The following is a 26,249-nucleotide window of genomic DNA, read 5'->3' as shown; positions in this document are numbered from 1 at the left end:
CTTTTGGATAGTAACATTTAAGAATTTTTCTTTTTCTGTCGCAGAACATATAAATAAAGACTTTCAACTTTTGCTCTTGCCCAGTCGGTTTTTCGTAAAAATTTTAAAGAAGAATTGATGCTTGGATTATCCGTAAAACATTTAATGTTGATCTGCTTTCCTAATTCTTCAAAACCATTATAAAAATCCACTAATTCTTCAAGAATAGTATCTAACCGCTTTCCGTGTAACGGATCTTTTGATTTTTGTTCCATAATATTTTGTAAAAATAATGATAATATCACAAAATAAAATCCTGCATTTACTTTAATTAAAAATAACTAATCTAATTTTTGTTTACTAACTTTTCAAGTTCATCTAATGAAGAAATACCTACTGATAATGCTAAAATTTTCAAATTATTAAACATAATTAAAGATTTTAATTACACAGATTTATTCATAACTATTTAACTTAATTATCGGAATTTTACGAAATGAAACTTCCTCTGCTTTCAGTTCCGATTATTGAAATTCCTTTAGAAAAATCTGTACGCTTATTTTTAAAACGTGAAGACTTAATTCATCCTGAAATTTCAGGTAATAAATATTGGAAATTATTTTACAACATTAATAATTATGAAGACAAAACCATTACTGACAAAAAGATAATCACTTTTGGTGGCGCTTATTCCAATCATATTTTTACGGTTTCTACGGTGGGTAAAATTTATAATATTTCAACGTTGGGACTAATTCGTGGGGAAGAATTAGAAGAAAAATGGAAAGAAAATTTTACTTTAAGAAAAGCCAATGAAAACGGCATGGAATTTCGCTTTGTTACCAGAGAAGATTATAAAAACAAGGAATATTTTACGAAAAAATTACGGGAAGAATTTCCAGACGCTTTGCTAATTCCAGAAGGTGGATCTAATGAACTTGCCGTGGAAGGAATACGACACATGCTCACAAATGAAACAAAAGAATTTGATTATCTTTGCAGCGCAGTTGGAACGGGCGGAACTTTAGGCGGAATTTCCCGATATGCAGAAGATAAACAAAAGATTTTAGGTTTTAAAGTAGTTGAAGATTCTTCATTAAAGGAAAAAATTTTCAACTGGTCTGGAAAGAAAAACTTCGAATTAATTTCTGCGAGTTATGGCGCTTATGGTAAAATAACCGAGGAAAACATTCGGTTTATAAATGATTTTCATGAAAAATATGGAATTCTTCTGGATCCAATTTATACAGGCAAAATGATGCAGAAATTATTTGAAATGATTGGGCAAAATTATTTTGAATCTGGAACAAAAATTCTGGCGTTCCATACCGGCGGATTGCAAGGAATTGAAGGGGCAAATGTAATGTTGAGAAAAAAAAACCGGGAAGAAATTAGAGTTGAGAGATCAGAGAAATGACATCTTTAATTATTAAATAATTTTTGTTTTTCGAAGAACTCTGCAGCCCGACTTGAGCGGAAATCCTTTTTTTTGAGGACAAAAGCGTTGGCAAAAAAGATTGAGAGCGGAAGGCGGAAAAAGCTGCCCCAACTAAAAGAAAAAGACAGAAAGTTTATGAGAAGATTATTCCAGTTATTTGGATTTTTAATATTAGCAAAATTGGGCGCTCAAACGTGGAATTCGGAAGAACAATATATCCAAAGATTCGCGCCTTACGCTGTGGAAGAAATGGAAAAATATAAAATTCCCGCAAGCATTACTTTGGCGCAGGGACTTTTGGAAACTGCTGGTGGACAAAGCATTCTCGCACAGCAGGGAAATAATCATTTTGGTATAAAATGTAAAGAAGACTGGACCGGGAAAACAATGACACATACCGATGATGCGCCAAACGAATGCTTTCGCGTTTATGACGACCCTAAACAATCTTATGAAGACCATTCAAAATTTTTGGCTTTTCGGAAATATTATGTAAATCTTTTTAAACTTGACCCAAAAGATTACAAATCTTGGGCTTATGGTTTAAAAAAGGCCGGGTATGCAACCAATCCGAGCTACCCAAATATTTTAATCGGAAAAATTGAGCGCTATCATCTAGAAGATTTTGATAATACAGATTCTAAAACAGTCCTTTATGCTATTTTAAAAAAATATCCAAATCTTAATAGTGATAAAATTTTTATGGCCAATTTAGGAAAAAAAGCTGAAATTACGACACCTCAAACTATTTTAGTTCCCTATAAACCAGTTTCTTACGCCAAACAGCAAGAACGTGTAGAGAGAATAAAAACTAAAGCGGATATTTTAAATTCAATTCTTGTTAAAAACCATCCGAATGGCGGATTGAAATTTCTGATCATACCCGAAGATCTGACAGTGCAGGAAATTTCAGAAAAATTCGACATTAGCGAAAGACGTTTGACAAAATGGAATGAACTTACATCTACTAATCTGAAAAAAAACGATATCATCTTTTTGGAATCTAAAAATTCCAGTGGCAATGTTGACACTTATAAAGCAGTTTCTGGCGACGACATGCACAGTATTGCACAAAAATTTGGCATAAAACTGAGAAAATTATATTCTAAAAATAGAATGGATGATGGTCAACAGCCGAAAGTTGGTCAGCTGATATATCTTAATCATAAAAAATCAAGAACCTAATGTTATACGAAAGAAGCAGTAAACTTTTTGAAGAAGCTTATAAATATATTCCAGGCGGAGTAAATTCACCAGTTCGCGCTTTTAAATCTGTGGGTGGAACACCACTTTTCATGAAAGCCGCGAAAGGTGCTTATATAACGGACGAAGATGACAGAAAATATATCGATTATATTAATTCCTGGGGACCTGCAATTTTAGGACATACACATCCGGAAGTTTTAGAAGCCATTACAAAACAGGCAGAAAAGGGATTTTCCTATGGGACACCAACTGAACTGGAGACGGAAATTGCAAAATTCATTGTAGAAAACGTTCCGAATATCGACCAGATCAGAATGGTTTCATCGGGAACTGAAGCTTGTATGAGTGCGATAAGATTGGCACGCGGTTTTACGAAAAGAGAAAAATTTATAAAATTTGAAGGTTGTTATCATGGACATTCTGATGCATTTTTGATAAAAGCAGGAAGTGGTTTGGCAACTTTTGGCACTCCAAATTCAGCCGGCGTTACAGTTGGAACGGCGAAAGATACTTTGCTGGCAGAATATAATAACATAGAGCAGGTTGAAGATCTATTGAAACATAATGTTGGCGAAATTGCTGCTATAATTGTAGAACCTGTTGGTGGAAATATGGGTTGTGTTTTGCCGGAAAATAATTTTCTGCAAAAATTAAGAACACTCTGCGATAAATACGGAGCTCTTTTAATTTTTGATGAAGTGATGACGGGTTTCAGACTCGCTTTTGGCGGTGCACAAGAACTTTATAATGTAAAAGCAGACATCGTTACGTACGGAAAAATTATTGGTGGTGGGCTTCCAGTTGGAGCTTTTGCGGCGAGAAATGAAATTATGGATTGTTTAGCGCCCAAAGGTTCAGTTTACCAAGCTGGAACTTTAAGCGGGAATCCTCTGGCGATGCGCGCGGGTTTTGAAACTTTGAAATTAATCAAAAAAGACGAAAATTTCTATAAAAATTTAGCTAAAACAACTGAAACTTTAGATTTTGAAATCAGTAAAATTTTAAGCGAAAAGAATATCAAACACAGGATTAACCGAAAAGGTTCTATGATGTCTGTGTTTTTTCATATTTCTTCGGTGTCAAATTTTTCAGAAGCGTCAAATGCAAATCACGCTTTATTTAATAATTTCTTCCATCAATTATTAGCTAATGGCATATATTTGCCACCAAGCGGTTATGAAAGTTGGTTTATCTCTGATGCGATTAAAGAAACGGAAATAGATAAAACGCTAGAAGCAGTTAGAAAATTTGAGTACGCTAATTAAATTAGTTTTTTCACAAAAAAAATCACAAAATTTAAATTTTGTGATTTTATTGTTTAAGATTGAAATCTAAATTCTCGCACGGTCATATTGGTGCGGAAAAAAGCACTCTTCTTTCATCTCAAAAGAACCTTCAATCGCTAAATACGGATTTCTCAATATCTCACGTGCGATAAAAATTAAATCTGCTTTTCCTTCCTGCAAAATTTCTTCTGCTTGCGGTGTTGAAGTAATTAGGCCAACAGCGCCGGTTTTAATTTCAACATCTTTCTTTATTTCCTCACAAAATGGAACCTGATAACCTGGATAAACCGGAATTTTTGCGCCGTGAATATTACCACCGCTGGAAACATCTATTAAATCTACATTTCTTTCTTTTAATATTTTTGAAAGTGCAATGCTTTCATCTAAATCCCAGCCATTTTCAGCGTATTCTGTCGCAGAAATTCTCACAAATAAAGGATGATCTTCATCTAAAATTTCATTTACAGCGTCTACTATTTCTATTAAAAGTCGACTTCTATTTTCTAAACTTCCTCCATATTCGTCAGTTCTTGTATTTGAAAGTGGTGAAAGAAACTGATGAACCAAATAACCATGCGCGGCGTGAATTTCTATAATATCAAAACCCGCGTCCAAAGAACGTTGAGCTGCGATTTTAAATAATTCAACCGTTTCTTTTATTTCTTCTATTGTTAAAGAATGTGGTTTTCGTTCAGATTCTTCGTAAGGAATATCGCTTGCGGAAACCGTTTCCCAACCTTCATTATCTAAAGCCAATTGTTTTCCTTCCCACGCAGAAGCTTTTCGTCCAGCGTGTGCTAACTGAATCGCAGTTTTACTTTTAGAAAAATTTTTGATAAATTTTACGATTCCTGCTAATTTGGCGGCTTGTTCGTCAGTCCAAATTCCCATATCTTTTGGTGAGATTCTACCTTCCGGACAAACTGCGGTCGCCTCGATCATAATTAAGCCAGTTGCACCTTGTGCACGACTTCCATAATGTACGTAATGAAAATCTGTAGCCACTCCATTTTCGGAAGAATACATACACATTGGCGACATTACCCAACGATTGGGAAGTTCTAAATTTCTAAATTTTATTGGAGAATATAACATAATACTATTTTTTTTAATTGCCCTGCAAAACTACAATTACGCGGAGAAACTACTTTTTAATATCGATTAAAAAAATCTATCTTTACGACCCTTAAATTAACTAATGCAAAAAGAAATAAACATTCATTTTGAAGTGATCGAAAATTATCAGGCTTTAAATGATTTAGAACAAAAATTATTTGATGCTGCGATGAACATTAGAAAATCGGCTTATGCGCCTTACTCTGAATTTTTAGTTGGCTGTGCAGTTTTGTTAGAAAACGGCGAAATGTACACCGGAAGTAACCAAGAAAATGCAGCTTATCCGTCTGGATTATGTGCAGAAAGAACAACCATTTTTTGGATCGGTTCAAATTTTCCTGATCAAAAAATTAAGAAATTATTCGTGATCGGTGCACCAAAAACAGCAACTACTTCTACACCAATTCCGCCATGTGGATCTTGTAGACAAAGTATTTTAGAATATGAAGCCAAGCAAAAAGAGCCAATAGAAATTTATTTTGCGTCTCTAGATGGTGAGATTTACAAAACAAAATCTATTCGGGATTTATTACCGTTTTCTTTTGATTCTTCGTTTTTGTAAAAATAATTTATGGATTACAGATCATATTCTCATCCACAAAAATTACTTTAAGGTTTTCTCTAAAACATTGATATTTCCGTCGATTGGTTCTATGATTTTTAAACCTAAAATTTTAGCGATTAAAGGATAAATATTTACGTTTGAAAATTTAGCAATTTCTAGATGTTGCTTGAAAGCAGGACCGAATGCAAAAAAAGTAGCGCGCATTTCTGGCGTCGTTTTAGGATCGTAACCATGTTTCCCAATGGAAGATTTTTTTCCTTTTTCAAGAAAAATATTGGGTGCTTTCGGCTCAAGAAGGATTTGTCCGATTCTATTATAACGGTCGTCTCGCTGGGCAAAATGTAATCTTCGGGGCAATCTTTTATCTAAATAAACTTTGTACTTATCTGTCTGGTTTTTTCTTAATTCACGGAAGACACTTTTCACTTCTGCGGGATTTTTTACAACAATACGCAAAAGCGTTTGAGAATTATAGAAATCAAATCTGGATTTATCCAATAGTATTTCGGGTATTGCGATTGGTTCTCCGCCCGCTACTTTTATCATTCCATGATCTGACAGAAATATAAAATTAACATTTTGTAAACCTAAATCTTTTACTTTCTGTACTAAACCGCCAATTGCAGCATCTATTAAATGAACAGACTTTTCAGTTTCAGGTGAATCTGGACCGAAACCGTGACCTTCATGATCAACTTCGGGGAAATAAAGCGTTATTAAATGTGGTCTTTTATCTTCAGGTAATTTCAACCAGTTGATAACTTTTTCTACTTTATCTTCCGGGGAAAATTTTTCGTGGTAATTGTAATAATAAGTGGGACGCTTTCCGCCAGCATCACTTTCTGAACCCACCCAAAACATTGATGCAGCAAGCATTCCCTGTTTTTCAGCTAGCGTCCAAAGTGGTTGTCCTCCGTACCAACTTCCGTCCCGTACTTTATCTTTGGCACTCATGGAATAAAAATCTTTTCTCTTATAATCATAAAAGAAATTATCAACCAAACCGTGGTGCGAAGGATATAAACCGGTAATTATAGAATAATGATTGGGAAAAGTGATACTTGGGAAACTTGGCATCATTGCTTCGGCTGCTACTCCATTTTCTGAAAGCTTTAATAAATTTACAGCATTGTATTTTTTAGCATAGTCATATCTAAAACCATCCGCAGAAATTAAAATGACGTAAGGTTTTGTTTCTGAAATTTTTGAATTTTCTCTTTGAGGAACAACAATTTGCGCCGTGTCTAACTGTGAGAAAGAGAAATTGAAACTTACTAGTAAAAGTAAGAAAAAGTATTTTTTCATGGTTTTAATTTTGAAGGACAAAAGTAATTAATTTGGGCTGGATGTTGAGTTAAATATCTTAATTTCCCTTATGATTTGCTTCTTTTCCTTAACGAATCCATTTTCTAGATCATTAAAATCTCGAAATAAGAATGACTTTTAAAAAAAATTAAAAGAGAATCTAAACTATCTTTTAGCCCTGATCGCAGTGAAAATCCTTTTTTAATAATTTGAAAAAATTATTAAAAAGATGTTAACAAAGAGCAGGTAAAGTCTTCTAAAAAAAAACAAAAATGTGTTGCTCCTAAATAATAAAATCGCCTTAAAAATTAATATTAAGGCGATTTACTCAATTGTATTTTTAATTTAAGGATTGCCCTTTTCCTCGCAACGTCATTTTAAAAGTGATACTTAATATTAGCGCCACCATAAAAATAAGCTTTGCTTGGTCCTGGATTAATATCCGTTTTTTGACCAGGGTAATTGGAATTGGTATCACTGTCATTTATGCTGTTACCCAAGAACAAAAAAGTGTAATTAATCTGATTCGTAAGGTTGTTTCCCGCAGCATATATGTCAAAATCAAATTTACCAAAGGTCATTTTGTAACCTAATTTCGCGTTGTATTGCGTATATCCTTTTACCAAATTGGTGTTTGCAAAATCTGAATAAACTCCACCTAAATAGCTGAAAGTATTGTTTAAATAAATACCAGCTGTCGTATCAAAATCTAAACCGATTGCCAATTTATTTCTAGGTACACCAACTACTATTTTGTGCGTGTAATCATTTAAAGTACCGGCTAATAGTGTTTTGAAATCAGTGTATTTGAAATCATAATAAGAATAATTCGCAAAAGGACGAATAGTTTTTAAAAAACTGCTATTTTGGGAAAAAACGTAACCTAAACTCGCCTCTAAGCCTTGGTTTCTTTGGTTACCTGTATTTGCGAAATAAGTGTAGGCTGTCCCACCAGAAATACTTGAAAGCTGAGTTAATTTGTCTCTCACATTTATTCTAAAAGCAGAAACCTGGTAATCAAATCTTGTATGACTAAATAAACCTTGTACACTAAAATCCCACATTCTTGCGCGTTCCGGCTGCAGATTGTCATTAGCAATATTCAGCGCACTAATAAATGAACTTGAAGAAGTTGGAGCATTGTACCCTTCGCTATAACTTAAATTGAATATTTGCTCTTTATATACTTTCTGCAGAGCGATGTGCGGCGTATAAACGGTTCCATAATTTTTATTGAAAGAATTGTCTTTGTGACCCACGATTAAACCCGGAACAGCCAACAGATCTTCCCGCTTATATCTGGTATTATTACCGCTAAGTCCTGCAATTAGAGTTAAATCCCATGGTTTGTAAGTTACTTTATCAATCGCAAAAAAAGCAACATTTTGGTTTGTAGTTCTGGCATAAGAAGAGCCCGCAATTGGCGTTACTTCTAAAGGATTTGTAATACTACCTGTAAATCTATAACTGGTACCTAAAGAACGAGAAGTCTGATATTCTGTTCCAAATTCTACATCATTTTTAAAATCTTCGTTAATTTTATTTTTTAAATGAAAAGTAGATCGGAAACCATAATTTGGACTTACACTATTTCCCAACGCTCCAGCAGAAACACTATTTAAATCCAGATTGGAATAGAAAATAGATGTCATATTGCTTAAATTTGATAAAATTTGATAGTTATTCGTAATACTTACTCTGGTAGAAAGTAATTTATTCCCGGAATCTTTTCTAATGTAAGCGGTGTTGCCATTGTCAATTCCTGCATAATAATCTGCATAAGAAATTTGACCGGAAACGCCTTCGTGCGAATAGTTTTGGCTTGCATAAACAGTTAGACTTTCTTTAGGATTTAGTTGAAAATTGCTTAAAAAAGCAAAATCATTTCTCAAACTTGCACCATTTGGTCTATAACCGTCACTTTGTAAATGGCTGTAATTGAACATAACTGAATAATTATCTCCCACCGCGTCTACTTTTGTTGCAGATTGTAGCAAACCAAAAGATCCGCCTGCTACTTTTTCTGACAATGTAACTCCTTTGGTGGTTTCAGGTCTCATATAGAAACGGGCAACGCCGCCTACGCCACCGCCATACATTGTTCCCGCTGGACCTTTTATAACCTCAACACTATTTACCAAAGAAAAATCGATTCCCTCTAAAGTTGTAGTGTTGTCTGCATTGGTAATTGGAATAGAATTTAAATAAAATTTTACCCCCCAGTTATTAAATTTTTGGTCATTTCCATAACCACGAATCACAACTCTTTGTCCACCCAAAGCGGTACGTTTATCCACTTGAACGCCTGCCATCGTGTTTAAACTTTGCTCAATGTAAGCCGAGTTATTTCGATTAAGTTCGTAAATCCCTAAAGTTTCTGTGCTTTGTGCGTGGCGTCTAAATTCTGCGCGCTCATGTTTTAATTTGTTGCGGCCATTAACTTGTACAGTATCAATGGACTGTTCGTTTTGTGCCAAAGTAATTGATGATGCTAAAATAGCACCTAATAGTATTTGTAATTTCATTTATTAGTTTAATAAGTTTAAAAAAAAATTGCGAATATTCTTCATTATAGACAATCATTAACGCATGATCATATTATAATTTTAGAAAATGTGATTATCAAAAAGATATCACCGCTAAAAATCCACTTTAAAAAAATGCGGGTTAATAGCTAGTACGAATATTCTAGACAGAAAACTTTTAAACTTCTGGGGGAATCAGTAATTTTTCAATAAAACCTGAAGTTTTAATTGATGACTGGTAGGATTGAAATTGTGATTTTAAAGAATTATTTTTTTGTAGATGAAAAAATGAAACATTTTGTACTTTGGAAACAGGATTTATTTTAAGTGAATTGGTGTAAAAAGTCTTTGCCTGTGTGTGTCTATAAGCTGAATTTAAGAAAAAATCCTGAATTTTTGTTTCAAGGTTTCCGATTTTTGTTTCCTTTTTATCCTGAAAACAATAGTACATTCTTTTACCTTTTATAATTTCAGTTTTTACTAAATCGTACATTTTACCTTGTAAGGAAAATTCTCTTTCATCTTTCCAATCGGCTTTTTCTAAATCCTTCTGTGAAAATTGTTGCAGATCTTCTTGGTTAATTTCATTCTTAATAATCTTATAATGAATTTCCTTTTTTACTTCATTTTTTAAATAATGAACAATAGGTAAAGTCATAAACGAGAGGCCTATGAAAAATGCAAATATTAAATAGTAGAACTTAAATTTCAATCAAATTATGTTTAAAAAATAGATTTTTAGAACTTTGTCGGAAGTCTAACTTTCGAAAAAACCTGTTTTATTAATCTGCGGCTAAATTAACAATTTTTAACATAAATTGGATAAAAACTTTTTAATCATTCAATATGTTAAACTCTTATTAAACTTCTTATCTAATAATTATAAATATATGACTGCGCATCAGAAATTCTGAATTAAAAAAGAGGTGGAAAAATCCACCTCTTTTTTTTTCATAATACTAATTTAGAATTTTATTTTTTCATTAATTTAAGCGCTTTGTTTCCAATTGAAGTTTTTACCAATACCAGATAAATTCCTTTTTGGAAATTATTAACATTTATATTAATTTTTGCAGCTGCAGACTGGTTTATTGATTTCACTAATTTACCGGAAGCATCATAAATGCCAACTGATATATTACCTTTTAAATTTGAAGGAAGATAAAGATCTGTATCTGTACCTGCTGGGTTTGGTGCAATTAAAATTTCACTTTCTTTTAAAACACTGTCAATAGTTGCAAGGGAACTTGTCGGTACTATTGATTTAATAATCCAACCAAATCTATTTGTATTGGCATCAGAAGTTAAACGTAAACGAACCGCAACTTCATCGCCTAAGGCAAAATTTGCATTACCAGGAAAATTAAGAACTGTGTTTTTAAATTTTGCTTCATTAACTTGTGCTGCAGTTGTCACATTATTCCAATCTGCTGGAAATGATGTTTCATCATAACTTGCCACAGGAATCCAATTTATGAAATCTTTTGATGCTTCTACAACTGCAAAATCATAGCCACCTTCCGTAAATGCCATATGTGTAATGGTTTCTTTCGAATCTGTACCAAGTACAATTGGCGTTCTAAGATAAGTTTGGAAAGTTGTTTGATCTGCATACGGATGTCCTAAATTATTTAAAACTGTATAAGGGAATTTGGCTGCAACATCATCTATTACAAATTTTCCGTTTGTTCCAATATATATATCTGTAGCCACGATTGTTGGCAAATTAACATTTTGTTTACCTGGGTTGAAGTTAATAATCTCAAAATTTGTTGTTGATTTTACGGTCTCATTTGCGCCGCCAGCATATAATCCTGAAACAGAAATTGTATGGCTACCTTCCGCGAGTGCTACTGATGTGAAAGTATAATCTGTATTGGCAGTTGTAGCAGTTATAGTAGAAACATAAACATTGTCTACGTAAACTTTTAAATCCGTAATTTGAGTAGCAAAATAATTAAAAACTGCTTTTGCGCGCATATCATGAATCGCAAACTGTGCTGCATTTTCAATAATTGGCGCTGAAACATACGTTGGTAAAACATAAGTAGATAGCTCAGGAATTGTTGCTGTCCAAACTCCTCTACCGTGAGTTGCAAGGACAACCTGATCATCAACGATTTTCATACTCCATACTGAAACTGGTGGCAAAGCTGTAATTAAATACCAAGATGCACCGCCGTTTGTAGTTTCAAAAAGACCAACGTCCGTTCCAGCCCACAATATATTTTGATCAAAAGGCATTTCTATCACGCTATGAACGGAAACATCTGGAAAACCAGTAGCTGTACCAGTGGTAAATCCAGTTATGTCGGTCCATGTTGCTCCATAATCGCTCGTTTTAACGATTTTTGTTTGACCAGCTAAACTGAAAATTGTGTATGCTTGAGCAGGATTTACACTAGAAGCCGATAGTCCAGAGATTAAAGCAGCACTTGTAATTGGAACAGAACCCGTAGTTTTAGTGAAAGTTGTTCCATTATCTTTGGAAACATTTATTTTATAAGTTGTTCCTGCGCCTGCAGATACAGCAGTACCAGCCCAAATAACATCTGGATTGGCTACCGATACTTTTACCTGTGCACCAGTTGCTGAACCTAACCAATTTCCGTTAGCTGCAGTTGTAAATTTCGATAAAGTCCAGGATAAACCAAAGTCAGGACTTTTCCAGACACCATTTTTTGATACCGTGAATACTGTATCAGGATTATTATTTGCGTTTGCCAATTTAGAATAAAATGGCGAAACATTTGCGCCTACATCTGCATTACTTGCTGCATAAAGCGTTGTATTTTGAACACCGGTTAAAGATGTCGCAAAATTATTATATTGGGAGCCAAATAATAATTTTTGAGTATCTCTGTAATTCCAAAGAACTTCAAAGCCGTCACCACCGTACATTGGAAAATAATCAGATGTTGCAGAAGATGGTGCCGCAATTGTAGCATTAGATCCATTATCCTGTGCACCGGCTATATACGCGTCTACTCCTTTCTTCTTATCTGCTCCATAAAATTGTGTACTATTCAGTCCCTTAGCTTTTGCTTTAAAATCGTTATCAGCAACCCCAGGATCTGTTTTATAATCTGTATACCAAACTCCACCATCATTATTCAATAGCAATCTAAACTGCGCTGGATTGGCTGCATTTATCTGTGCAATGATGCCGTGTTGATCTGGATGAACGTATTGATTTGCTTTACCAGCGGTGTAACCACTTGCAATACTTACAACTTTGTAAGTATTGGCGATCGGATCAACAGTTACTTTTCCAACAGAAACACCTCCAACATAAGCAACGTTTTTATCAGTTGGATGTCCTACTATCGTATTGTCATACCATCCTTGATTACCTAAAATATCTTTACTGTCACTTGCAACATAAGTCAATACTGAGAAAGTGGCTCCTCCATCTGTACTCATGTACATTCCCGAACCAGTTGGCCCCGGAGGCGGTGCAGTACTTAAATAAATTCTGTTATTATCAGCTGGCGAAATCCCAATTTCCATTCTACCAATTCCGTTAGCAGTTGCTACAAAAGTCTGCGTCCAGGTTATACCGCCATCAGTAGATTGTTGAATACCAGAAGCATTAACTGAAGCAAAAATCGTATTATTATCTACACTATATTTTAAATCCTGTGTATTTCCAGTACTGCTTGTTTTAGTCCAAGATATTCCACCGTTTGTACTTCTGTAAATACCAGAAGAGGCACCTACCAATAAGGTATTTTCGTCTGTAGGGCTAACCAAAATTCTTCCCACACTTCCAAAAGATAAAGTATTGTTTAAATAATTCCAAGTGGCACCTGCATCTGAGGATTTCACAACTCCAGAACCTGTAATACCATCAGAATTTTGGAAAGGTTCTCCAGTTCCAGCATAGATTACATTCGCATTAGCGGCAGAAATCGCAACAGTTGTAGTCGCTAAATTGGGAATTGCAAAATCTGTAGTATTACTCCAAGTTAAGCCCGCATTATTAGTTACCCACACGCCGCCTCCGGCTGTGCCATCGTACCATTTATCTGGATTTGCAGGAGAAACAACTAAACCTCGCCCTCTTCCCGGTACATTATCTGGCCCTCTTTCTTTCCACACAACATTAGCTAAAGAATAAGTACCAGTTTTTGATGTTTTAAAGCGAGTTGCTTTTGCCTGTGCTAAAATGGGGCTTGTAATTGCTTTATTGTAAGCTGTTTCTAAATATCCATTTTTATATAACAATGTAGTAGTACCAATCGGCATTGTAATTTGTCTTCGGTATTCAAACATTTCTTCAATACCGGTTTTTTGACCTGCCAATTTACTTTTAATCTTCTGTTCTCTCTTGTCTGCAGCATCTCTAAACATGTTTTCTCCAGGTTTAGAAAGCGTCATCAAAAATTCTTTTCTCACCTCAGCTTGCTTATCATTATCGGCTAGATTTTTAAAAATATTTTTAAAATCTGATTTTTCCTCTCTTGAATGTTCTGCAATTTTAGTGGTTTGAGTGTCATCATCCCCTTCCCCTTCTTCTTCGGAAGAGTTGGAAATATTCATGGCCTGACCATTTGCAATCATCTTTGTCTCTTTTTCTATCGGAACAAGCTTACGGTTGCTTTTCGAGTAAGAATTGTTTAAATGCTGGCAGCCATTTAACAGTGTCAATGAGCTCGCAATAACCAATCCGTGGATCAAGTAGTTCTTTCTCACAATATTATTATTTTATATTTATTAAAATTTCAGCTATTTTAAATGGCTCTCCTACTACATCGTTTTTCGGTATCATTTCAGTGTAGGGAATAATCGCTAAAGTATGATCATCCTTCCAAAATATTTTTTCGGCAGCAATCTGCTCGGTAGTTTTCAGTATTTTATTTGTCTTGTTATCAGTAACATAATATGTAAAAAGCTTTACAGGAGAATTACTATTCTTCTCAATTTTATAATATAAGGTGTAAGAATTATCACTGTTAGCCAATTTTGAAAAAGCACTTTTCTGATTTACCATTTCATTTGTTTTTTTAATTGCAATAGATTTACTAGCACTTGTTTTGCATGAAATGATTGATAAGGCTAGTAACAGCAGGTATTTCATACTTAATATATTATAATTGTTTATTAAAATAATTTTTAGATAAAGATACTAAAGTGAAATACCATTAATAAAATTTACATTGACTTTATAAAACAAATAATCCCAATGAATTAAGGGATTGTTAAATGTAAATTAGATAATTTACGATACGATCAAAAATTAAAGATAATTTAAAATAAATTTTGATTAATATTGAAAAAAATTATTTAAGCTTTTAATTAGGAAGTGCTTCTCTAAAAATATCCGAGTCTCTTTCACTGATATTTTTCACGGGAATAATGTGTATTATTTTAGAGTTAAGCAAAATATATTCTAAACTTACTGCACTAATCCCATCTGTTTTTATTTTATTTTCAACTGTTTTACCAGTATCCATATTTAACTGTGGCTCATGATAAACAGATGAAACAGATGCTGAAATAAAAATTGAATCTTTTTTAATATCAGTTTTCAAAGGATAGCTATTTTTACCAATCTTGAGACTAGTAAACTTAAAAGTTTGATTTTGATTATTTTTTAAAATAAAATAAAAACTGGTTCCTTTTACACCTTCTCTGCCTCCAAACCAAGTCGATTTTTCAGCAGAGATGATAGTAAAATCTTTGTTAATCTTATCCATATTTTTTGCAGAACTACAAGAAAGTAGAAGTGCAGAAAGTATAAATATTAGATTAGAATTTATCATTTATTCTATAAGTAATGCAGAAGTAAAAACTAAATTTGAACCGCTTGCCGCTTTTAAAACGTAATATCCTTTGACTAAAGTTGTTTGAAATTCTTCATCTGAAGCAACATTATCTTTTGTAAAAACTAATCTGCCAGACGCATCATAGATTGAAATAGTTACATTTTTATATTTTAAGTTATCATATTTTAAATGTAAATTTCCCTGGGATGGATTTGGGTAAACTCTGTTAAAACTATTTGTTACCGTTTCAGAGGTTGCTAGATTTAGTCCTGGTGCAGTCGTCCAGGCACCACGACCATATGTTGATGCTAAAATAGTAGTTGCACCTCTAACTACTGTTCTATAATCGAAACTTGTAACTCTTACATTTCCCATATCCCCGGAATATTGTGCCCAAGTTGGATTAGCAGCCATGAAATTTGCAGTTCCCCAAACGCCCATTTCTGTTCCAAGTATAACTTCTGAGGTATTCTCTGGGTTCATTAGCACAGCTCTCACAGGCATATCAGGTAAATTTCCTTCTTTATTAGACCATGTCGCACCTGCATCATTAGAATAAAAAACATTTATTGTAGAGGCACCATAATTTTCTATAGAAACAACAATTTGACTTTCTGAAGTGCCAAAACCAATATCTGAAATAGTACCTACAAATGGCGTAACTAATAAGGTAGATGCAGGTGAAGCAGTATCTGCATTGGTAACTTTATATATTTTACCCAAATTAGTACCTACAAATAAAGTAGATGAAGCAGTTGTAAAAGGTGATACTTTTAAGGCAGAAACTTCTTCGCCCGAATCTGGTGTACCTACAGAAATTTGTGTAGCGATCAGAGATTGTGGACCGGTAGAAAGTAAACCCGTCACTTTATTAATTGTTAAACCTACTCTGTAAGAATAAAAAATATCTTTATTTCTGTCTACTGTCATCTCGTTAATAAAATGACCTAAAGCTCTATCTGTGCTGGAAGATAAAAGGTAATTATATGAATTATTATCTGGTACAGATTGAATAGAATGATTGTTATAAACATAACTACTCAAAATATACTTTGCTTGGTCATCATATTGGGTAAAAGCACCATCACCACCTGTGTATTGAAATGCTCCATAAAAATTATTTGCTGAAGGCGCCCCAGTAAGTGCTTGAGTTCCGTTATCTTGTGCACCTGCAATAAATTCTTCGTTTGCAGGATTCGCAGTTGGATTTAAGGTTGCGTGATAAAATTGAGTCACATTATATCTTGCATTTTGAACAGAAATTCCTCCGATTACCGATATATTATTTTTATTGGCGATGAAATAAATCCCTCCATCATTACCAGATAACATTTGACTTGAATTTTTTGGATTGAAAATTAAAACATGCTGATCGGCATGCACTGTTGATACAGATAAATTTGCTAAATTATTATTATTAGACCATTTTGAAATCTGTTGCCAAGTTGCTGCACCGTCTGTACTTTTAAATAAATCTATGCCACCCGTGTATATTATGTCATCGTTTGCAGGATCGGTGATGATAAATAAATCATAAAAACTTTGGCCACGTGTAAAATCATTAGTTGGAATCCCCGTGTCAGCATCTTTCGGAAGTGAAATTACTGGGGTTGAATCATTAGTTGCTAACCAACTATTGCCACCGTCAAGAGTTTTTAAAATGCGCACTGGCTCACTGGAACCACTTCCCTGCATTACTATATAGGCTTTTAATGGATTCAACTTTGATAAGCCAAAATTCACACGGCTCGATACAAGTCCAGAGTTGTAAATATTTGTGAATGTAATACCATCTGTGGAACGAAAAATTTTCCCACCAGAGGGAACGTTTGAAAATCTTGAGGTTCTCGTAGAAAGCCAAATAGAATTATCTGAACCAATTTCGATCTGCTGAACAGAGTGCCCAATACTCCCAGATGCTTCAAAATTTGTATTTCTGGTAAATGTTGCACCTCCATCAGTAGATTTATATAATCCGGCTTCATAAAGACCGCTGAATCCGTCATTAAAGTTGCGACCCACGTAGCCACCACTGACACCTGCATAAATTTCAGAAACACCTTTAAAACTTCTTACTTTAATATCATTGATATAAAAATTGCCATTCCTTATTGATCCCGTATAAGTGATGGGAATTGTGAAAATATTTGACCAAGTTGTTCCTCCATCTGCAGATTTCCAAATACCTGAACCTATTGCGTCACCTGTCTCGCACTCACCTGTTCCTACATATATTATTTGCGTATTATTGGGATCATAAGTTATACTGGAAATAGATGTATTTGACCAAAATTGACTTAATGGTTTCCATTCACTACCTGGATTTGTAATATCTTGATTTACCCAAAGCCCACCAGAAACAGCACCTGCAAAAACTCTTTTGCCTGTAGCATCATTTGGATCAAACATAAATGCTCTGGTTCTTCCGCCAACCGAATACGGCCCGCGCTCAACCCAAGGTTGATTTATAATCGTTCTGCCATTTATATTCCCGCTAGAACTATTGCCAAGTAAATTTAGAGCAGTTCGTGGTGCATATTTACCTGCATTCAGATCTTGTCGAATGTTTAACAAAGAGGAAAAATGGGTAGTTCCAGTTTCGGGATCTATTGTATTTTTAAAATCTTGTTCGTTATACTCATTTGGAGGTATGCCTGCATTTTTATTTATCGCATGTTGTTTTTTTGCAGCAATTTCTAATTTCTCATATTGATTTTGCAATACTTTTCTTCTACTTGCAATTTCACTATTCTGCCCAAAAGTGCCTATAAATACTAATAAAATTATACTAGAAAATAATTTACTTATCATATTTTTTATTTTTTGCTAAGTTATAAATTAATATCGTTATTGATAGTCAAAATTATGTAAAAATCTAATCTGTACGAGCGTATTATTATTAGATTTACAAGGTTAACTTTAAGCAAACTACGACATTTATTATTATTTAGATTCTCAAAATATCAAAGTAATTTTATATTTAATTTTTAGATGATAAGTCAGTGAAATAAAATTTTAATCTCAGACGTAATTTTTGCAGAACCGCACGAAAGTAGAAATGTGCAAAAAATTAATCTGAGATTATTATTAATCATTTAGTTGATAAGTAAAGATGAGCTCAGTACTTTTTCTGTTCCACTCATTGCTTTTAAAACGTAAAATCCTTTAATTAGATTTGTTTGAAATTCTTGGTCAGAAGAAACGTTGATTTTTGTGAAGACTAATTTTCCAGATGCATCAAAGATAGTTACTGTTAAATTTTTATACTTCACATTATCATATTTTACGTGTAAAATACCATTAGAAGGATTAGGATAAATTTTAACTGAGCTGTTAGAAATAACGTTCGAGGTTGATAATGCATCGCCAATTGTATTTGTCCAGGCACCTCGCCCATAGGTTGAAGCTAAAACTGTAAAGGTTGAAGGTCTGTAATCTAAATCCGTTACGCGCACATTTCCCATATCTCCTGCATATTGTGCCCAAGTTGGCGAAGGATCCATAAAATTAGCAGTACCCCAAACTCCCAACTCAGTTCCGATGATAACTTCAGAGATTTGTAATGGATTCATCAAAATACTTCTTACTGGCATATCTGGTAAATTCCCTTCTTTATTTTTCCAACTTACACCAGCATCATCAGAATAAAAAACGTTTACAGTGGTTGCTCCGTAATTGGAAATCGTTACTAAAATTTGACTTTCTGAAATGCCAAATTCGATATCAGATATAGTTCCTACAAAATTTGTAACAAATACAGTAGAGGTTGGAGTACTAGTATCTGCATTAATAATCTTATAAAGTTTACCTAAATTAGAACCTACAAACAATGTAGAACTCGCCGTCGTGAAAGGCGAAACTTTTAAAGCAGAAACTTGTTCAGTCGCCGCCGGAGTTCCCGCGGAAATAGTTGTCTGGACTAATGTCTGTGGACCAGAGCTTAGCAATCCCGTTACTTTATTTATGGATAGACCGGCGCGGTATGAATAAAAAATATCTAAATTTCTATCTACCGTCATTTCGTTTATAAAATGACCTAAACCTCTGTCCGCCGAGATAATAAGATTAACATTACTAGTTCCTGCAGGGATAGACTGCAAATAATGCGTATTATAAACATAGCTACTTATTATATACTGCGCGTTATCATCATATTCCGTAAAGGCACCATCACCCCCTGTATAATTAGAAGTATTGTAAAAATTATTCGTTTGAGGGACACCAGCAAATTTCTGCGTTCCGTTGTCTTGTGCACCAGCAATAAACTCTTCTGAGCCGGACGTTTTAGTAGGGTTTAAAGTTGCACGGTAATACTGAGTTACATTATAGCGGTTATTTCTACTATTAAAACCTGTTGCAGTTGCTATATTGGCTTTATCTGACACAAAATAAATACCTCCATCATTTCCAGAGAGCATTTGATTTTGATTTTGGATATTAAATACTAAAGAATGTTGATCCGCATGTACTGTGGATATTGGTAAAGCGGCTAAACCATAATTATTAGACCATTTTGATATTTGTGACCAATTTGCGGCGCCATCTGTACTTTTAAATAAATCTATACCCCCAGTATAAACGATGTTATCATCAGTTGGATCTGCAAGAATTATTAAATCATAAAAAGATTGTCCGCGGGTAAAATCATTTGCAGGAATTCCTCCATATCCAATCGCAGGTTGTGGAATATCAGCATCTACTGGAAGAGTTATTGATGGTGTAGAATCATTAGTTGATTGCCAAGTACTACCACCGTTTATAGTTTTTAAAATTCTAACAGGTTCTGTACTCGCGTCTGCTCCCTGCATTAATACATAAGCTTTTAAAGGATTTGTTTTAGACAAAGAAAAATTTACTCTACTGTTTAGAAGTGATGAATTATAAATATTTGTAAAAGTTACACCGTCAGTTGAACGGAAAATTTTACCACCAGAGGGAACTACGTTTCCAAATCTCGAAATTCTTGTAGATATCCAAACTGAATTATCTGCTGCAATTTCGATCTGTTGTATAGAATGTCCTATATTTGTTCCACCATTACTGTACGCTTCAAAACTTGTATTTCTCGTAAATGTCGCACCTCCATCAGTTGACTTGTAAAGACCTGCTTCATACAGACCGTTAAATGAACCAGCATTATAGCCACCACTAACACCCGCGTAAATTTCTGATACACCGGCATTGTTCCTAACTTTAATATCATTAATATAAAAATTACCTCTTCTCGTAGTACCAAGGTAAGTGACTGGAACCGTAAAAATATTTGTAAAAGTAGTTCCACCATCAGTAGTTTTCCAAATTCCGGAACCACTATTATCGTTTGTTTCTGTCTCACCAGTTCCAACGTAAAACACTAGGGGATTATTTGGATCAAAGGCAATACTTACTACAGAAGTATTTGCCCAAAACTGACTTAAAGGTTTCCATTCGCTAGCAGAATTCGAGATGTCTTGGTTAACCCAAAGTCCGCCCGAAACCCCACCCGCAAAAACTCTTTTGCCTGTCGGATCATTTGGATCAAATCCCATTGCCCGGGTTCTGCCACCAACTGCATAAGGCCCTCTTTCAGTCCACGTTTGATTAATTATCGTTTTCCCATTAACGTTGGATGTTGTACCACCAAGAAAACTTAAAGCTGTTTTAGGTGCAAATTTTCCTGCGTTTAAATCCTTTCTTAATTTAATTAAAGACGAGAAAGCAGGCATTCCTGTTGTAGGGTCCAAAGTGTTCTTGAAGTCCTGCTCATTGTAAGCATTAGGCGGAATACCGGCGGCTTCTAATTTTACATGTTCTTTCTTAAGAGATTTTTCTAATTTTAAATATTGTTTCTGCAATAATTTTCTTTTCGTTGCTGTTTCATTATTCTGTGCAAAAGCTCCGCTACAAATAATAAAAAAAACTCCGCATATAAATTTATTCATCATATTATTAATTTTTGCTAAGCTATATATAATTTTTATTATTTTAAAAAAAAATTGCGTGCTCATAACAGTTTTCTTAATTATGCTTCACACGTATTTAAAAATTGATTGCAATAAAGCGAGGTTCTTGTGCTTACCCTAAAATTGTATATCATCTAAATCATCTTACTTTCAAAAATTAAACTGATCCGGAAACCTAGCCGCGATGGAAGCGATATCCTTTTTTTAGCGAGAGCGAAGCGAGCGCTAAAAAAAGATAAAGCGGACAGCGGGACGAGACTTCACAAAAAACAAGACTGTGAAGCTCCTGACTTTAAAATTTTAAATAAAAAAAATGCCACCGCAAAAGCGATGGCATTTTAGAATAATATTGTGAAAAATATTAAGCTTGTACGTTGTTATTTTGACCAACTACGAATGGCTCCAATTCTTTGATCTCACCGAATTGTTGCTCATAGCTTGTAATATTTTGCTGTAAAGCTGCCATTACTCTTTTTGCGTGTAAAGGCGCAAGAATAATTCTTGATCTTACATTAGCCTGCTGAACTCCTGGCATTAATTGAATAAAATCTACAACGAATTCTGAAGGAGAATGATTTACTAAAGCCAAGTTGCAATAAGCACCTTGGGCTACTATTTCATTTAGATTAATATTAATGTTATTTGGATCTTGGTTGTCGTTTTGATTAATGTCCATTATTTTTTTATTTTTAAATTATTAATTTATTTGAAAAGGTTTGATTCTGTTTGAAAAGTTTGGATAATACTAAACCTTTCAAACAATTTCAAACTACTCTTAATTTAGTTTAGGTCTTCAAATTCTTTGTTAGAACCAACGATCACGTTTTGGTAAACTGCTAAACCAGTTCCGGCAGGAATTCTGTGACCAACGATCACGTTTTCCTTAAGACCAGTTAAGTAATCAATTTTCCCAGAAACTGCTGCTTCGTTAAGAACTTTCGTTGTTTCCTGAAAAGAGGCTGCAGACATAAAAGATTTCGTCTGTAATGCTGCTCTTGTAATACCTTGTAATACTGGCGTTGCAGTTGCAGATAATGCTTCACGCACTTCTACTAAAGCCTGATCTTCACGTTTCAATTTAGAATTTTCATCTCTTAATTCTTTAGTGGTAATCATTTGACCAGGTTTAAATTCTTTCGAATCTCCGGCTTCCACAACTACTTTAAGACCGAAAACACGGTTGTTTTCTAGTAAGAAATCAAATTTATGTTCTAAAGCATTTTCTAAGAATTGAGTGTCTCCACCGTCAACTACAGCAACTTTAGTCATCATTTGGCGAACGATAATTTCAAAATGTTTATCATCGATTTTCACGCCTTGAAGTCTGTAAACCTCCTGAATTTCATTAACCAAATATTCCTGAACGGCAGTTGGTCCTTTAATTTTCAAGATATCGTCCGGCGTTACAGAACCATTGGATAATGGAACTCCAGCGCGTACAAAGTCATTTTCCTGAACTAAGATCTGATTTGATAATTTTACCAAATATTTTCTGATCTCGCCAGTTTTTGCTTCAACGATCAACTCACGGTTACCTCTTTTGATCTTACCGTAAGAAACTACACCGTCAATCTCCGTAACAACTGCAGGATTTGAAGGATTTCTCGCTTCAAATAATTCAGTTACACGTGGAAGACCACCGGTAATATCCCCAGATTTTGCAGATTTACGAGGGATCTTGATCATGACTTTACCAGACTTGATCTTTTCACCATCGTTTACCATAATGTGGGCACCAACTGGAAGGTTATAGGCTTTGATCTCTTCACCTTTGCCATCCATAACTTTCAATGTTGGAACGGCTTTTTTGTTACGAGATTCAGAAATTACTTTCTCCTCGAAACCAGTTTGCTCATCAATCTCCAATTGGAAAGAAATACCTTGTATAATATCTTCATATTCTACTTTACCAGCACTTTCCGCAATAATTACCGCGTTATACGGATCCCATCTAGCGATAAGATCTCCCTTTTTCACTTTATCTCCTGGTTTTACAGATAAGATTGATCCATAAGGAACGTTGGCAACCATTATTGGCGTTCTCAATTCATTATCAGTTACTAATCTAAATTCAGTTGAACGCGATACCAAAACTTCCGCTTTTTTACCGTTTTCATCCTCAGAAGTTACCGTTCTTACCTCGTCCATTTCTACGATACCGTCACGTCTTGCAACAATCGAAGGATTTTCAGTAATATTACTTGCAGTTCCCCCTTGGTGGAAAGTTCTCAACGTTAACTGAGTTCCAGGCTCACCAATGGATTGCGCAGCAATTACACCAACCGCTTCACCCATATGAATAGGTTTTCCAGTGGCTAAGTTTCTACCATAACATTTAGCACAAATACCTTTTGCTGTTTCACAAGTTAGTGGTGAGCGTACTTCTACGGTCTCAATACCTGCGGCTTCAACTGCTTTGGCTAAAGTTTCGTTGATAATTTCGTCTGCATGAACCATCAGTTCATCTGTTTCTGGATCGTAAATATCATGTAATGAAACACGACCTAAAATTCTCTCAGATATTCTCTCTACGATGTCATCATTTTTCTTCAATGCAGCGATTTCAGTACCTCTTAAAGTACCACAATCTTGCTCAGTAATAATTACATCCTGTGCAACATCTACCAATCTTCTTGTTAAATATCCAGCATCGGCTGTCTTCAATGCGGTATCTGCAAGACCTTTACGCGCACCGTGCGTAGAAATAAAGTATTCCAAAATTGATAAACCTTCCTTAAAGTTGGCTACAATTGGATTTTCAATAATCTCTGCACCACCAGCACCAGCTTTTTGAGGTTTTGCCATCAATCCACGCATTCCTGAAAGCTGACGAATCTGCTCTTTGGAACCACGTGCACCAGAATCTAGCATCATATATACAGAATTAAATCCACCTTGGTCGACTTTCATTCTACTCATGATCATTTCCGTTAAACCTGCATTGGTATTGGTCCAAACGTCAATTACTTGGTTGTAACGTTCTGTATCTGTAATTAAACCCATGTTATAATTGGCTTTAATTTCATCAACATTTTCTACCGCAGTAGTGATCATTTTTTTCTTTTCTTCAGGGATCACAATGTCACCTAAACTAAAAGATAGACCGCCTTTAAATGCATTAGCATACCCCAAATCTTTCATAGCATCCAAGAATACTACAGTTGTTGGGAAATCAGTATCATCTAAGATTCTACCAATAATATTTCTTAAAGATCTCTTAGTTAAAAGTTCATTAATAAAACCTACACTTTTTGGTACAATTTGATTAAACAAAATACGACCAACAACAGTTTCAGTTAATTTAACAACTAATTCGCCATCAACTTTAACAGGAACTCTACATCTAACTTTTGCATTTAAGGAAACCTGTCCTTCTGCATAAGCGATCTCAACTTCTTCCGGCGAATAAAAAGCAAGACCTTCGCCTTTTACTTTCATGTCTTCAGTAGAAGATAATTCTTTAGTCATAAAATATAGACCCAAAACCATATCCTGAGAAGGAACGGTAATTGGGGAACCATTTGCTGGATTCAAAATATTCTGAGAACCTAACATTAACAATTGTGCTTCCAAAATTGCTTCTGGACCCAAAGGTAAATGTACCGCCATTTGATCACCGTCAAAATCCGCATTAAATGCCGTCGTAACCAAAGGGTGCAACTGAATCGCTTTTCCTTCAATCATTTTTGGCTGAAACGCCTGGATTCCTAATCTGTGTAAAGTGGGTGCTCTGTTTAATAATACTGGATGGCCTTTTAACACACCTTCTAAAATATCATAAACTACAGGTTCTTTTCTATCAATGATTCTTTTTGCAGATTTTACAGTTTTTACGATCCCTCTTTCAATTAGTTTTCTAATTACAAATGGTTTGTAAAGTTCTGCCGCCATATCTTTTGGAATTCCACATTCGTGAAGTTTCAAGTTTGGCCCTACAACAATTACGGAACGCGCTGAATAATCCACACGTTTTCCTAATAAATTCTGACGGAAACGACCTTGTTTACCTTTCAATGAATCTGAAAGTGATTTCAATGGTCTGTTAGATTCAGATTTTACAGCAGAAGATTTTCTTGTATTATCGAATAATGAATCTACAGATTCCTGAAGCATTCTTTTTTCATTTCTTAAGATCACTTCTGGTGCTTTGATTTCCAACAATCTTTTTAGACGGTTGTTTCTGATAATTACTCTACGGTAAAGATCATTTAAATCAGACGTTGCAAAACGACCACCATCTAATGGCACTAAAGGTCTTAATTCTGGTGGAATTACTGGCAAAACGCGCATAATCATCCACTCTGCTTTATTGATCATTCTGGTGTTTGCACCTCTTAAGGCTTCAACAACATTTAGTCTTTTAAGTGCTTCAGTTCTTCTTTGTTTTGAAGATTCATTGTGCGCTTTGTGACGTAGATCAAAAGAAAGAGAATCAAGATCTATTCTTCTTAATAATTCTTCAACTGCTTCCGCACCCATTTTGGCAAGGAATTTATTTGGATCATGATCATCAAGATATTGATTTTCCTGAGGAAGTGTTTCTAGAATATCTAAATATTCTTCTTCAGTTAAAAATTGTTTATCCTCGAAATCTGAACCATCGGCTTGTTTTGCAATACCTTGCTGAATTACGACATATCTTTCGTAATAGATGATCATATCTAATTTCTTAGACGGTAAACCTAAAAGATAGCCGATTTTATTTGGCAAAGAGCGGAAATACCAGATGTGCGCCACAGGAACCACCAAACTGATGTGCCCAATGCGCTCTCTACGTACTTTTTTTTCCGTAACCTCTACACCACAACGGTCACAAACGATTCCTTTGTAACGGATTCTCTTATATTTTCCACAAGCACATTCATAATCCTTTACAGGACCAAAAATTTTCTCACAGAAGAGACCGTCTCTTTCAGGTTTGTGCGTTCTATAGTTGATCGTTTCTGGTTTTAAAACTTCACCACGAGAATCCTGTAAAATAGATTCCGGAGAAGCCAAACCAATACTGATTTTACTAAAATTACTTGTTTTATTTTTATTTGACATTTTTTATTTTTAAAGATTAAGAGAGTCTAGAGTCAAGAACCAAGACTTCAAATTTTGTGTCTTGATCCTTGTT

The 26,249-nt window shown here is 34.6% G+C and carries 16 protein-coding genes; 4 read left to right on the top strand and 12 right to left on the bottom strand.

Annotation, left to right across the window (positions count from 1 at the left end; all coding sequences use genetic code 11):
- Window positions 1-17: 17 nt before the first annotated feature.
- Window positions 18-254: a VF530 family protein gene (locus ACVBED_RS08610; protein ID WP_447121459.1), complete on the bottom strand. Its 237-nt coding sequence runs from the start codon at window positions 252-254 to the stop codon at window positions 18-20.
- A 221-nt stretch (window positions 255-475) separates the two neighbouring features.
- Here ACVBED_RS08610 and ACVBED_RS08605 point away from each other — a divergent pair, with 221 nt between their 5' ends.
- From ACVBED_RS08605 to hemL, 3 genes are all read left to right on the top strand, one after another.
- Window positions 476-1,396 (top strand): 1-aminocyclopropane-1-carboxylate deaminase/D-cysteine desulfhydrase, encoded by a 921-nt coding sequence (locus ACVBED_RS08605; RefSeq protein WP_447121458.1) that lies wholly within the window; start codon window positions 476-478, stop codon window positions 1,394-1,396.
- 156 nt (window positions 1,397-1,552) lie between these two features.
- Complete coding sequence (locus tag ACVBED_RS08600) at window positions 1,553-2,602, top strand: glucosaminidase domain-containing protein (protein ID WP_447121457.1); 1,050 nt, start codon at window positions 1,553-1,555, stop codon at window positions 2,600-2,602.
- Complete coding sequence (gene hemL / locus ACVBED_RS08595; RefSeq protein WP_447121456.1) at window positions 2,602-3,888, top strand: glutamate-1-semialdehyde 2,1-aminomutase; 1,287 nt, start codon at window positions 2,602-2,604, stop codon at window positions 3,886-3,888. The genes ACVBED_RS08600 and hemL overlap by 1 nt, the downstream gene beginning before the upstream one ends.
- A gap of 66 nt (window positions 3,889-3,954) precedes the next feature.
- Here the strand turns inward: hemL and namA are convergent, their stop codons facing one another.
- Complete coding sequence (namA, locus tag ACVBED_RS08590; protein WP_447121455.1) at window positions 3,955-5,004, bottom strand: NADPH dehydrogenase NamA; 1,050 nt, start codon at window positions 5,002-5,004, stop codon at window positions 3,955-3,957.
- A 103-nt stretch (window positions 5,005-5,107) separates the two neighbouring features.
- Between namA and cdd the strand changes: the two genes are divergently transcribed.
- A complete protein-coding gene (gene cdd, locus ACVBED_RS08585; protein ID WP_447121454.1) occupies window positions 5,108-5,587 on the top strand; it encodes a cytidine deaminase in 480 nt (159 codons plus the stop codon).
- A gap of 42 nt (window positions 5,588-5,629) precedes the next feature.
- Here cdd and ACVBED_RS08580 read toward each other — a convergent pair whose 3' ends face one another.
- The 10 genes from ACVBED_RS08580 to rpoC all read right to left on the bottom strand — a co-directional run bounded on the left by ACVBED_RS08580 (window position 5,630) and on the right by rpoC (window position 26,176).
- Window positions 5,630-6,895, bottom strand: coding sequence for an alkaline phosphatase family protein (locus tag ACVBED_RS08580; RefSeq protein ID WP_473094868.1), 1,266 nt, complete (start codon window positions 6,893-6,895; stop codon window positions 5,630-5,632).
- 377 nt (window positions 6,896-7,272) lie between these two features.
- Window positions 7,273-9,420 (bottom strand): TonB-dependent receptor, encoded by a 2,148-nt coding sequence (locus ACVBED_RS08575; protein WP_473094867.1) that lies wholly within the window; start codon window positions 9,418-9,420, stop codon window positions 7,273-7,275.
- Window positions 9,421-9,598: 178 nt separating this feature from the next.
- A complete protein-coding gene (locus tag ACVBED_RS08570; RefSeq protein WP_447121447.1) occupies window positions 9,599-10,078 on the bottom strand; it encodes a hypothetical protein in 480 nt (159 codons plus the stop codon).
- 314 nt (window positions 10,079-10,392) lie between these two features.
- Window positions 10,393-13,983, bottom strand: a complete 3,591-nt coding sequence (locus ACVBED_RS08565) for a T9SS type A sorting domain-containing protein (protein WP_473094866.1) — start codon at window positions 13,981-13,983, stop codon at window positions 10,393-10,395.
- A 139-nt stretch (window positions 13,984-14,122) separates the two neighbouring features.
- Window positions 14,123-14,500 (bottom strand): hypothetical protein, encoded by a 378-nt coding sequence (locus ACVBED_RS08560; RefSeq protein WP_447121442.1) that lies wholly within the window; start codon window positions 14,498-14,500, stop codon window positions 14,123-14,125.
- 214 nt (window positions 14,501-14,714) lie between these two features.
- On the bottom strand, window positions 14,715-15,119 hold the full coding sequence (locus tag ACVBED_RS08555) for a hypothetical protein (protein WP_447121441.1): 405 nt from the start codon (window positions 15,117-15,119) through the stop codon (window positions 14,715-14,717).
- A 66-nt stretch (window positions 15,120-15,185) separates the two neighbouring features.
- A complete protein-coding gene (locus ACVBED_RS08550) occupies window positions 15,186-17,999 on the bottom strand; it encodes a WD40/YVTN/BNR-like repeat-containing protein (protein WP_447121440.1) in 2,814 nt (937 codons plus the stop codon).
- 284 nt (window positions 18,000-18,283) lie between these two features.
- Window positions 18,284-21,112, bottom strand: a complete 2,829-nt coding sequence (locus tag ACVBED_RS08545; protein WP_473094865.1) for a T9SS type A sorting domain-containing protein — start codon at window positions 21,110-21,112, stop codon at window positions 18,284-18,286.
- A 379-nt stretch (window positions 21,113-21,491) separates the two neighbouring features.
- Complete coding sequence (locus ACVBED_RS08540; RefSeq protein WP_447121438.1) at window positions 21,492-21,806, bottom strand: DUF3467 domain-containing protein; 315 nt, start codon at window positions 21,804-21,806, stop codon at window positions 21,492-21,494.
- A 104-nt stretch (window positions 21,807-21,910) separates the two neighbouring features.
- On the bottom strand, window positions 21,911-26,176 hold the full coding sequence (gene rpoC / locus ACVBED_RS08535) for a DNA-directed RNA polymerase subunit beta' (protein ID WP_473094864.1): 4,266 nt from the start codon (window positions 26,174-26,176) through the stop codon (window positions 21,911-21,913).
- Window positions 26,177-26,249 lie beyond the last annotated feature (73 nt).

The sequence above is a fragment of the Halpernia sp. GG3 genome (genome assembly GCF_052976925.2).
The sequence above is the reverse complement of the archived record's forward strand: the minus strand, read 5'-3'. Positions and strand labels throughout refer to the sequence as shown.

What these genes read in the sequence shown, in the direction of transcription:
- ACVBED_RS08545 (WP_473094865.1), bottom strand. Translation starts at nt 21,112, where the DNA reads ATGATGAATAAATTTATATGCGGAGTTTTTTTTATTATTTGTAGCGGA.
- ACVBED_RS08575 (WP_473094867.1), bottom strand. Translation starts at nt 9,420, where the DNA reads ATGAAATTACAAATACTATTAGGTGCTATTTTAGCATCATCAATTACT.
- ACVBED_RS08560 (WP_447121442.1), bottom strand. Translation starts at nt 14,500, where the DNA reads ATGAAATACCTGCTGTTACTAGCCTTATCAATCATTTCATGCAAAACA.
- ACVBED_RS08550 (WP_447121440.1), bottom strand. Translation starts at nt 17,999, where the DNA reads ATGATAAGTAAATTATTTTCTAGTATAATTTTATTAGTATTTATAGGC.
- ACVBED_RS08555 (WP_447121441.1), bottom strand. Translation starts at nt 15,119, where the DNA reads ATGGATAAGATTAACAAAGATTTTACTATCATCTCTGCTGAAAAATCG.
- ACVBED_RS08605 (WP_447121458.1), top strand. Translation starts at nt 476, where the DNA reads ATGAAACTTCCTCTGCTTTCAGTTCCGATTATTGAAATTCCTTTAGAA.
- ACVBED_RS08600 (WP_447121457.1), top strand. Translation starts at nt 1,553, where the DNA reads ATGAGAAGATTATTCCAGTTATTTGGATTTTTAATATTAGCAAAATTG.
- hemL (WP_447121456.1), top strand. Translation starts at nt 2,602, where the DNA reads ATGTTATACGAAAGAAGCAGTAAACTTTTTGAAGAAGCTTATAAATAT.
- ACVBED_RS08570 (WP_447121447.1), bottom strand. Translation starts at nt 10,078, where the DNA reads ATGACTTTACCTATTGTTCATTATTTAAAAAATGAAGTAAAAAAGGAA.
- namA (WP_447121455.1), bottom strand. Translation starts at nt 5,004, where the DNA reads ATGTTATATTCTCCAATAAAATTTAGAAATTTAGAACTTCCCAATCGT.
- rpoC (WP_473094864.1), bottom strand. Translation starts at nt 26,176, where the DNA reads ATGTCAAATAAAAATAAAACAAGTAATTTTAGTAAAATCAGTATTGGT.
- ACVBED_RS08580 (WP_473094868.1), bottom strand. Translation starts at nt 6,895, where the DNA reads ATGAAAAAATACTTTTTCTTACTTTTACTAGTAAGTTTCAATTTCTCT.
- ACVBED_RS08540 (WP_447121438.1), bottom strand. Translation starts at nt 21,806, where the DNA reads ATGGACATTAATCAAAACGACAACCAAGATCCAAATAACATTAATATT.
- ACVBED_RS08565 (WP_473094866.1), bottom strand. Translation starts at nt 13,983, where the DNA reads ATGATTGCAAATGGTCAGGCCATGAATATTTCCAACTCTTCCGAAGAA.
- ACVBED_RS08610 (WP_447121459.1), bottom strand. Translation starts at nt 254, where the DNA reads ATGGAACAAAAATCAAAAGATCCGTTACACGGAAAGCGGTTAGATACT.
- cdd (WP_447121454.1), top strand. Translation starts at nt 5,108, where the DNA reads ATGCAAAAAGAAATAAACATTCATTTTGAAGTGATCGAAAATTATCAG.